The sequence below is a fragment of the Streptomyces sp. CO7 genome, from assembly GCF_053474865.1.
Window position 1 is genome coordinate 4,872 of record NZ_JBRIOU010000003.1, and the last position, 8,281, is coordinate 13,152.

The 8,281-nt window shown below is 73.3% G+C and carries 9 protein-coding genes; 2 read left to right on the top strand and 7 right to left on the bottom strand.

Annotated elements, in window-relative coordinates; genetic code table 11:
* Nucleotides 1-900: aldose epimerase family protein (locus ACOV8S_RS09840; RefSeq protein ID WP_448317420.1), on the bottom strand; the 900-nt coding region annotated here is incomplete at its 3' end.
* Between the two features lie 10 nt (nucleotides 901-910).
* Entirely contained in the window at nucleotides 911-1,789 is an 879-nt protein-coding gene (locus tag ACOV8S_RS09845) for an SGNH/GDSL hydrolase family protein (RefSeq protein ID WP_448317421.1), read from the bottom strand.
* Nucleotides 1,790-2,119: 330 nt separating this feature from the next.
* Here ACOV8S_RS09845 and ACOV8S_RS09850 point away from each other — a divergent pair, with 330 nt between their 5' ends.
* Nucleotides 2,120-2,614 (top strand): DUF3145 domain-containing protein, encoded by a 495-nt coding sequence (locus ACOV8S_RS09850; RefSeq protein WP_448317422.1) that lies wholly within the window; start codon nucleotides 2,120-2,122, stop codon nucleotides 2,612-2,614.
* Nucleotides 2,615-2,694: 80 nt separating this feature from the next.
* Here the strand turns inward: ACOV8S_RS09850 and ACOV8S_RS09855 are convergent, their stop codons facing one another.
* The 5 genes from ACOV8S_RS09855 to ACOV8S_RS09875 form a co-directional block, all read right to left on the bottom strand.
* Entirely contained in the window at nucleotides 2,695-3,969 is a 1,275-nt protein-coding gene (locus ACOV8S_RS09855; protein ID WP_448317423.1) for a beta-ketoacyl-[acyl-carrier-protein] synthase family protein, read from the bottom strand.
* A gap of 142 nt (nucleotides 3,970-4,111) precedes the next feature.
* On the bottom strand, nucleotides 4,112-4,360 hold the full coding sequence (locus tag ACOV8S_RS09860; protein ID WP_108953593.1) for an acyl carrier protein: 249 nt from the start codon (nucleotides 4,358-4,360) through the stop codon (nucleotides 4,112-4,114).
* Nucleotides 4,361-4,450: 90 nt separating this feature from the next.
* Complete coding sequence (locus ACOV8S_RS09865; protein ID WP_448317424.1) at nucleotides 4,451-5,482, bottom strand: beta-ketoacyl-ACP synthase 3; 1,032 nt, start codon at nucleotides 5,480-5,482, stop codon at nucleotides 4,451-4,453.
* Nucleotides 5,483-5,506: 24 nt separating this feature from the next.
* Entirely contained in the window at nucleotides 5,507-6,418 is a 912-nt protein-coding gene (locus ACOV8S_RS09870) for an ACP S-malonyltransferase (protein WP_448317425.1), read from the bottom strand.
* A gap of 89 nt (nucleotides 6,419-6,507) precedes the next feature.
* A complete protein-coding gene (locus ACOV8S_RS09875) occupies nucleotides 6,508-7,725 on the bottom strand; it encodes a PucR family transcriptional regulator (RefSeq protein ID WP_448317426.1) in 1,218 nt (405 codons plus the stop codon).
* A 146-nt stretch (nucleotides 7,726-7,871) separates the two neighbouring features.
* On the opposite strand from ACOV8S_RS09875, the gene ACOV8S_RS09880 reads away from it, so the two are divergent.
* The coding region (locus ACOV8S_RS09880) for a pirin family protein (protein ID WP_448317886.1) at nucleotides 7,872-8,281 on the top strand (410 nt) is incomplete at its 3' end.

The window sequence follows — 8,281 nt, forward strand, 5'->3', positions numbered from 1 at the left end:
GTCCGGGAAGTGCTGGGTCTCCAGGGCGACGCCGTCGCCGGGGGCGAACCCGCCCTCCAGGAAGTCCCCGGTGTACACCTGGATGCCCGGCTCCGTCGTGGCGACCGTCAGCACCCGCCCCGTGGACTCCTCCCACATCTCGCCCACCGGCACCGCCTCCGCGGTGACCCCCTTGTCGAGGACGAGGTTGTGGTCGTAGCCCTCACCCGTCAGGCGCCCCTCGGTGCCGCGGAAGTCGAAGCGCGTGCCCTCGACCCCGGCCACCGGTCCGTCCGGGATGTTCGCCCCGTCCACCGGCGTGTACCGGGAGGCGTCGAGCCGCAGCCGGTGCCCGCGCGCCGTGCCGGACCCCGCGCCCGCCAGGTTCCAGTACGTATGGTTGGTCAGGTTCACCACCGTCGGCGCGTCCGTCACCGCCTCGTACGTCAGGGACAGCGACCCGTCCTCTTTCAGCGCGTACACCGCGGAGACCTCCAGACGGCCGGGGAAGCCGTCCTCGCCCGCCGGGCTCACCCGGGTCAGCCGCAGCGCGTGCTCACCGTCCGGCTCGACGTCCCAGACCTGCTTGTCGAAGGCCTCGTCCCCGCCGTGCAGGCAGTTCTCCCCGTCGTTGCGCGGCAGCGCGTGCTCGGCGCCGTCCAGGGCGAACCGGGCGCCCGCGATCCGGTTGGCGTAGCGGCCGATCAGCGCGCCGAAGAACGGGCCGGTGAACTTCCGGTACCCGTCGAGCTCGTCGAAGCCGAGCGCGACGCCCGCCGTGCGGCCCTCGCGGTCCGGCGTCTCGACCGACTGGACGATGCCGCCGTACGAGAGGACCCGCACCCGTACCCCGGCCCGTTCCAGGGTCCACCGGTGCACCGAGGCGCCGTCGGGAAGGGCGCCGAAGAGTTCACTGTTCATGATCGCCACCCTAGGCCGTGACCGCGCGGTAGGCGATGTCGGCCAGCCTCGCCTGGCCGTCCACGCCGGGATGGAAGAGGTCCCACCGGCTCAGCTGCCGGGCGCCGAACCGGTACGCGTAGACGGCCCCGCCGTCCGTCCGGCACCGCCGGTCCCGCGCGCACACCTCGGCCAGCGCCTCGTTGTACTCCTCCACCCGCTCGCGCACCTTCCTGCGGCGCTCGACGGCCTTGCGGTCCATCGCCTCAGCCTCCCCCAGCATCGTCGGGCAGATGCCCAGCTTCCAGATCTCCTGTGCCATCGACGTCCCCCGGCCGACCTCCCACAGCCGCTTGAGGTCCGGGATCGACGCCACGTACACCTGCGTCTTCGGGGACTCCCGGCGCAGCGTGCCCAGGGCCGCCTCGAACTGCTCGCGGAACTCCTCCACCGGGGTCATCCCCTTCACCGACCCGCGGCAGGCGTCGTTGGCGCCGGCCAGCACCGTCACCAGCTCCGGCCGCCGGGCCGCGGCCTGCCGCATCTGCCCCTCGACGTCGGACATCCGGGCGCCGGTCTCCGCGAAGTTCCAGCTGCGCGCCCGGGCGGTCGCGCCGTCCCCCAGCAGCCGGGCCGCCAGGCTCCGCACCTGCGGGGAGTCCCCCGTGGACCAGGACACGCTCGGGCAGTCGGAGAGGACCTGGCAGGAGTCGAACCCCGTGGTGATCGAGTCGCCGACGGCGGCCACCGAGCCGGGCGAGCGGTCCCAGGAGGAGGGCGACGGCGAGGCCTTCGGACGGGGCGCCGCGGACTCCTCGCCGCCGCCGCACGCGGCCAGTGCCGGCAGCGCGGCGAGCGCGACGGCCGCGAGGACGGCGGGCCGCGGCCTCACACGGCGAGGGGTCGGCATGCCCGGGGCTCCTTCCGGTGCTCTCGTGGGCCGTGGCGCCCATGGTTCCGGCGAAAGAGGGCACAGGTCGCTCGTGCCCCCACCATGAGAACGCGCGGGAGTTCCCGGTGCCGCCCGGATGCCGCCCCGCCCGCCCGCACAAGCGTCCCACCGGGTGAATGGCGGCGTTTCGCGGCCGTGGGACCGACCGTACGTCACACTCGCCACCCGTCGGCACGATAGCCTCGCTCCGTGGCTCCCCCGACACGCCGTCAGGCCGCTGTCCGGGAACCCAGGAGCCCCGTCCGTCCGTTCTGTCCGTGGCAAGCGCGCCGCTTCGAGGAGGTCTCGGTGACGACACGTGGGGTTCTGTACGTGCACTCCGCTCCCCGCGCGCTGTGCCCGCACGTCGAGTGGGCGGTCGCCGGGGTGCTCGGCGCCCGCGTGAACCTGGACTGGATCCGGCAGCCCGCCTCGCCCGGCACTTGGCGCTCGGAGCTGTCCTGGCAGGGCAAGGCCGGCACGGCCTCCAAGCTCGCCTCCGCGCTGCGCGGCTGGCAGATGCTGCGCTTCGAGGTCACCTCGGAGCCCAGCGCCGGAGCCGAGGGCGAGCGCTACAGCTGCACGCCCGGGCTCGGCATCTTCCACGCCGTCACCGGCATCCACGGCGACATCATGATCCCCGAGGACCGGCTGCGCGCCGCGCTGGCCCGCGCCCGCAAGGGCGAGACGGAGCTCGAGGCCGAGGTGGCGAAACTGCTCGGCAAGCCGTGGGACGACGAGCTGGAGACCTTCCGCCACGCCGGTGAGGGCGCCCCCGTCCGCTGGCTCCACCAGGTCGTCTGACCCGCCGCGCACGGAACAACACCGCACGGAACGCGAGAGGGCCCCCGCCGGAGCGGGGGCCCTCAGCCGTGCGGGCGGTGTCAGACCGTCCGGAAGGCCAGCACCACGTTGTGGCCGCCGAAGCCGAAGGAGTCGTTCAGCGCGGCGATCCGGCCGTCGACCGGCAGCTTGCGCGCCTCGTCGCGGACCACGTCGGCGAGCCCCGCGGCCGCCGGGTCCAGCTCCTTGATGTTGATCGTGGGCGGCGCCACCCGGTTGTACAGCGCCAGCACCGTGGCGACCGACTCGACGCCGCCGGCGCCGCCGAGCAGGTGACCCGTCATCGACTTGGTGCCGGAGACCGCGATGTGGTCCGTGTCGTCGCCGAACACCGCGCGCAGACCCTTGAGCTCCGCGATGTCGCCCGCGGGCGTCGAGGTGGCGTGCGCGTTGACGTGGACCAGCTCGGCCGGGTCCAGGTCGGTGCTCGCCAGCAGGTTGCGCAGCGCGGCCTGGATGCCGCGGCCCTCGGGCTCCGGCTGCACGATGTCGTGGCTGTCGGCGGAGATGCCCTGGCCGACCGCCTCCGCGTACACACGGGCGCCGCGCGCGGCGGCGTGCTCGGCGGACTCCAGGATCAGGACACCGGCGCCCTCGCCCATCACGAAGCCGTCGCGGTCCGTGTCGTAGGGACGCGAGGCGCCCTCGGGGTCGTCGTTGTTCTTGGACATCGCCATCATGTTGGCGAACGCGGCCATCGGCAGCGGGTGGATCGCCGCCTCGGTGCCGCCCGCGACGACCACGTCGGCGCGGCCGCTGCGGATCATCTCGATGGCGTAGCCGATGGCCTCGGCGCCCGAGGCACAGGCGGAGACCGGCGTGTGGACGCCCGCCCGGGCGTTCACGGCCAGGCCCACGTTGGCCGAGGGGCTGTTCGGCATCAGCATGGGGACGGTGTGCGGGGAGACGCGGCGGACGCCCTTCTCCTTCAGCACGTCGTACTGGCCCAGCAGGGTGGTCACGCCGCCGATGCCGGAGGCGATGACGGCGCCCAGACGCTCGGGCTCGACGCCCGCGCCCTCCTCGCCGGCCTTGGCGGTGAAACCGGCGTCGGCCCACGCCTCCTGGGCGGCGACCAGCGCGAACTGCGCCGAACGGTCCAGCCGGCGGGCCTGCGGGCGCGGAATGACCTCGGTCGGCTCCACCGCGATCTGCGCGGCGATGCGGACGGGCTGTTCGGCGGCCCACTCCTGGGCGAGGGGGGTGACGCCGGAACGTCCGGCGACCAGGCCCTCCCAGGTCGAGGCTACGTCGCCACCCAGCGGTGTGGTTGCGCCGATACCGGTGACGACCACGGTGCGATTGGTCGGGCTCACGGGAACTCTTCTCCAACGAGGTACGAGGAATAACGGCGCCACCGCACAGTCACCGCTGCGGGTGCCTTCGCCCGGGAGGCGAGGCACCCGCGGCGGCGACGCTGCCGGGTGGCGGGGGCCAAGCCCAGGTGCTGAGGGTCGCTCAGCTCTGGTGCTTGAGGATGTAGTCGGCGGCGTCGCCCACCGTCTTGAGCGTCTTGACGTCCTCGTCCGGGATCTTCACGTCGAAGCGCTCCTCGGCGGCGACGACGACCTCGACCATGGACAGGGAGTCGACGTCCAGGTCGTCGGTGAAGGACTTGTCCAGCTGGACGTCCTCGGTGGGGATGCCGGCGATCTCGTTCACGATCTCGGCGAGACCGGCGACGATCTCTTCCTGGGTGGCGGCCATGTCGGCGCTCCTTCGTAGATGTATTTCTGAGGGTGTGGCGCTCTATGTCCACATGTCCGTGCCGGAACGCTTCGTCCCGGAACGGAACGCCTAGGGGAGGGTAACGACCGTCGCGGCGTAGGCCAGTCCGGCACCGAAACCGATGACCAGGGCCGTGTCGCCGCTCTTGGCCTCGCCCGTCTCCATCAGCCGGTCCATCGCCAGCGGGATGGAGGCGGCCGAGGTGTTGCCGGTGGTGCGGACGTCCCGCGCGACGGTGACCGTCCCGGGAAGCTTGAGGGTCTTGAACAGCGAGTCGATGATGCGCTCGTTGGCCTGGTGCGGGATGAACACGTCCAGCTCGTCCGGGCCGATCCCGGCCGCGTCCAGCGCCTGCTGGGCGACCTTCGCCATCTCGAAGACGGCCCAGCGGAACACCGTCTGGCCCTCCTGGGTGAGGGCGGGGAACTTCACCCGGCCGGCCTCGTCCAGCGGCAGCTCGTCGAGGTCGCCGACGCGGTAGCGGTTCCAGGAGACCGTCTGCTTGATGACGCCGGACTTGTCGCCCTCGGAGCCCCAGACCGTCGGGCCGATGCCGGGCTCGTCGGACGGGCCGACCACCACGGCGCCCGCGCCGTCGCCGAACAGGAAGGCCGTCGCGCGGTCCTCCAGGTCCGTCAGGTCCGACAGGCGCTCCACGCCGATCACGACCACGTACTCGGCGGACCCCTCGACGACCATGCCCTTGGCGAGCGTCAGCGCGTAGCCGAAGCCCGCGCAGCCGGCCGAGATGTCGAAGGCGGCGGCCTTGTCCGTGCCGAGCTTGGCGGCGATCTCGGTGGCGACGGCCGGGGTCTGCTCGAAGTGGGAGACCGTCGCGACCACGACCGCGCCCACCTGCGCGGCGTCGATCCCGGCGGCGGCCAGCGCCTTGCCGGCCGCCTCCAGCGACATCGCCGGGACGGTCTCCTCGTCGTTCGCCCAGTGCCGGGTCCGGATGCCGGAGCGCGACCGGATCCACTCGTCGGAGGAGTCGATCGTCTCGAGGATCACCTCGTTGGGCACGACCCGCGCGGGGCGGTAGCCGCCCACGCCCAGGATCCGCGCGTACGGGGCGCCCTTGCTGGGCTTGATCTTCGACATGTTCGGTCGGCTCCTTCTGGGGCGTCAGGCGTGGTCGGCGATGAGCGCGCGAGCCGCGTCGAGGTCGTCGGGGGTCTTCAGGGCGAGCGTCTTGACGCCCGGCAGGGCGCGCTTGGCGATGCCCGTGAGCGTGCCGCCGGGGCAGACCTCGATCAGCGCGGTCACGCCGAGCTTCTGGAACGTCTCCATGCACAGGTCCCAGCGGACAGGGTTGGCGACCTGGCCGACCAGCCGCTGCAGCACCTCGGCGCCGGAGGAGACCGCCGCGCCGTCCTTGTTGGAGACGTAGGCGACCCGCGGGTCGGCCGGGGTGAGCGCCTCGGCGGCCGCGGCGAGCTTGTCGACCGCGGGGGCCATGTGGTGCGTGTGGAACGCGCCGGCCACCTTCAGCGGCACCACGCGGCGCACGCCCTCGGGCTTGTCCTCCACCAGCGCCTCGATCTGCGCGGCGGTGCCCGCGGCCACGATCTGACCCGCGCCGTTCATGTTCGCCGGGGTCAGGCCCAGCTTCTCCAGGTGCGCGACCGTCACGTCGGGGTCGCCGCCGAGCAGCGCGGCCATCCCCGTCTCGGTGACGGCGGCGGCCTCGGCCATCGCCAGACCGCGGGTGCGCACCAGCGACAGCGCGGCGGAGTCCTCCAGCACGCCGGCGAACGCGGCGGCGGTGATCTCGCCGACGCTGTGACCGGCGACCGCGCCGGGCGTCACGTCGCCGAGCGCCGACGCGGACAGCAGACCGGCCGCGACCAGCAGCGGCTGCGCCACCGCGGTGTCGCGGATCGCGTCGGCGTCGGCCTCGGTCCCGTGGTGGACGAGGTCGAGGCCGATCGCGTCCGACCACGCGGCGAGGCGGTCGGCGGCGCCGGGGAGTTCGAGCCAGGGAGTCAGGAAGCCGGGCGTCTGTGCGCCCTGGCCGGGAGCGACGAGTACGAGCACTTTCACACTCTCTCTCGGAGACGGCGACCCCCGCCCGTGGGGACAGGGACGAAGAACGGCAAGGCTAGTTGTAGGACCTGGACAAACGCTCAGGCGAGGTGATCACCATCGGTGAGACGCCCGAGGACCAGGGCCACCCGCAGGGCGAACGCGGAGCGGACGTCGGAAGGTGACCACCCGGTGACATCGGTCACACGTCGGAGCCGGTAGCGCACGGTGTTGGGGTGGACGAACAACATGCGGGCCGCGCCCTCCAGGCTGCTCGCCTGCTCCAGGTAGACGCTGAGCGTCTCCAGCAGCGCCGATCCGGCCTCCTCCAGCGGTCTGTAGATCTCCTCCACCAGCTGCTCGCGCGCCATCGGGTCCCCGGCGATCGCGCGCTCCGGCAGCAGGTCGTCCGCCAGCACCGGGCGAGGGGCGTCCGGCCAGGCCGAGCACGCCTTGAGCCCGGCGGTCGCCGCCTGCGCGGAACGGGTCGCCGCCAGCAGGTCGGGCACCACGGGACCGGCCACCACCGGGCCGGCGGCGAACGGCCCGATCAGCGACTTCGCCACGTGCATCGGGTTGTCGCTGCCGCCGGCGATCACCACCAGGCGGTGGCCCAGCACGCCGGTCAGCACCTGCAGCTTGGTGTGCCGCGCGGCGCGCCGGATCGCCTCCACGGTCAGCTCGCTGTCGCCCTCGGGGGCGGTGCCCAGCACCACGCACACGTGCTCCGGCGAGTTCCAGCCCAGCGCCGCGGCCCGGCTCACCGCGCCCTCGTCGGCCTCCCCGGAGAGCACCGCGTTGACCACCAGCGACTCCAGGCGGGCGTCCCAGGCGCCGCGCGCCTCGGCGGCCTGGGCGTACACCTGGGCGGTGGCGAAGGCGATCTCCCGCGCGTAGACCAGCAGCGCCTCGCGCAGCACCGACTCGTCGCCCGGCGCGGCGACCTCGTCGATCGCCGACTCCATCACCTCGATGGTGGTGCGCACCATCTCCACGGTCTGCCGCAGCGTGATGGCGCGGGTCAGCTCGCGGGGGGCCGTGCCGAAGACGTCGGTCGAGATCGCCTGCGTCGGGGTCTGCGGGCGGCGGAACCACTCGGTGAACGCGGCGATGCCCGCCTGCGCGACCAGACCGATCCAGGACCTGTTCTCCGGAGGCATCGCCCGGTACCAGGGCAGCGTCTCGTCCATCCGCGCGATCGCCTGCGCGGCGAGGCTGCCGGACGACCGCTCCAGCCGTTTCAGCGTGGCGGAGTAGCGGTGCGGGGCGGGCGGGCCGGACGCGGACGGAGCGGCTTCGGAAGGATCTGGTGCGGGCACGCCCCCAAGGGTGCCCCATGCCGGTCGGCTTGCGACGCGCCGGGTGGCAGCGGTCCGTGTGCGGACCGTCACACCGGGCTGGTGACCGGCCCCGGCGGGCCCCGCGGGCCGCGCGGTGCGGCGCCGGTAGCGTGGCCGGTGTGACCATCGACGTACGGCGGGCCGGCGGCCGGTACCCGGGCGGTGACCCCGGCGCGGGGATCACCACCCGCCACGCCTTCTCCTTCGGCTCCCACTACGACCCGGACAACCTCGGCTTCGGCCCGCTGATCGCCGTCAACGAGGAGCGGCTGGAGCCGGGCTCCGGGTTCGACGAGCATCCGCACCGGCACGTGGAGATCGTCACCTGGGTCCTGGAGGGCGAGCTCACCCACCGCGACTCCGGCGGACGCGAACGGCGAGTACGCCCCGGCGACCTTCAGCACCTCAGCGCGGCGGCCGGGGTCCGGCACGTCGAGCGCAACGACGGGGCCGTACCGCTGCGGTTCCTGCAGATGTGGCTGACGCCCGTGGCCGCGGGCGGCGAGCCGGTGTACACGCTGGTGCGGGAGTTGGG

Bases quoted from the DNA above. Each gene is read 5' to 3' on its own strand.
- ACOV8S_RS09845 (WP_448317421.1), bottom strand. From the start codon at position 1,789: ATGCCGACCCCTCGCCGTGTGAGGCCGCGGCCCGCCGTCCTCGCGGCC.
- ACOV8S_RS09860 (WP_108953593.1), bottom strand. From the start codon at position 4,360: ATGGCCGCCACCCAGGAAGAGATCGTCGCCGGTCTCGCCGAGATCGTG.
- ACOV8S_RS09865 (WP_448317424.1), bottom strand. From the start codon at position 5,482: ATGTCGAAGATCAAGCCCAGCAAGGGCGCCCCGTACGCGCGGATCCTG.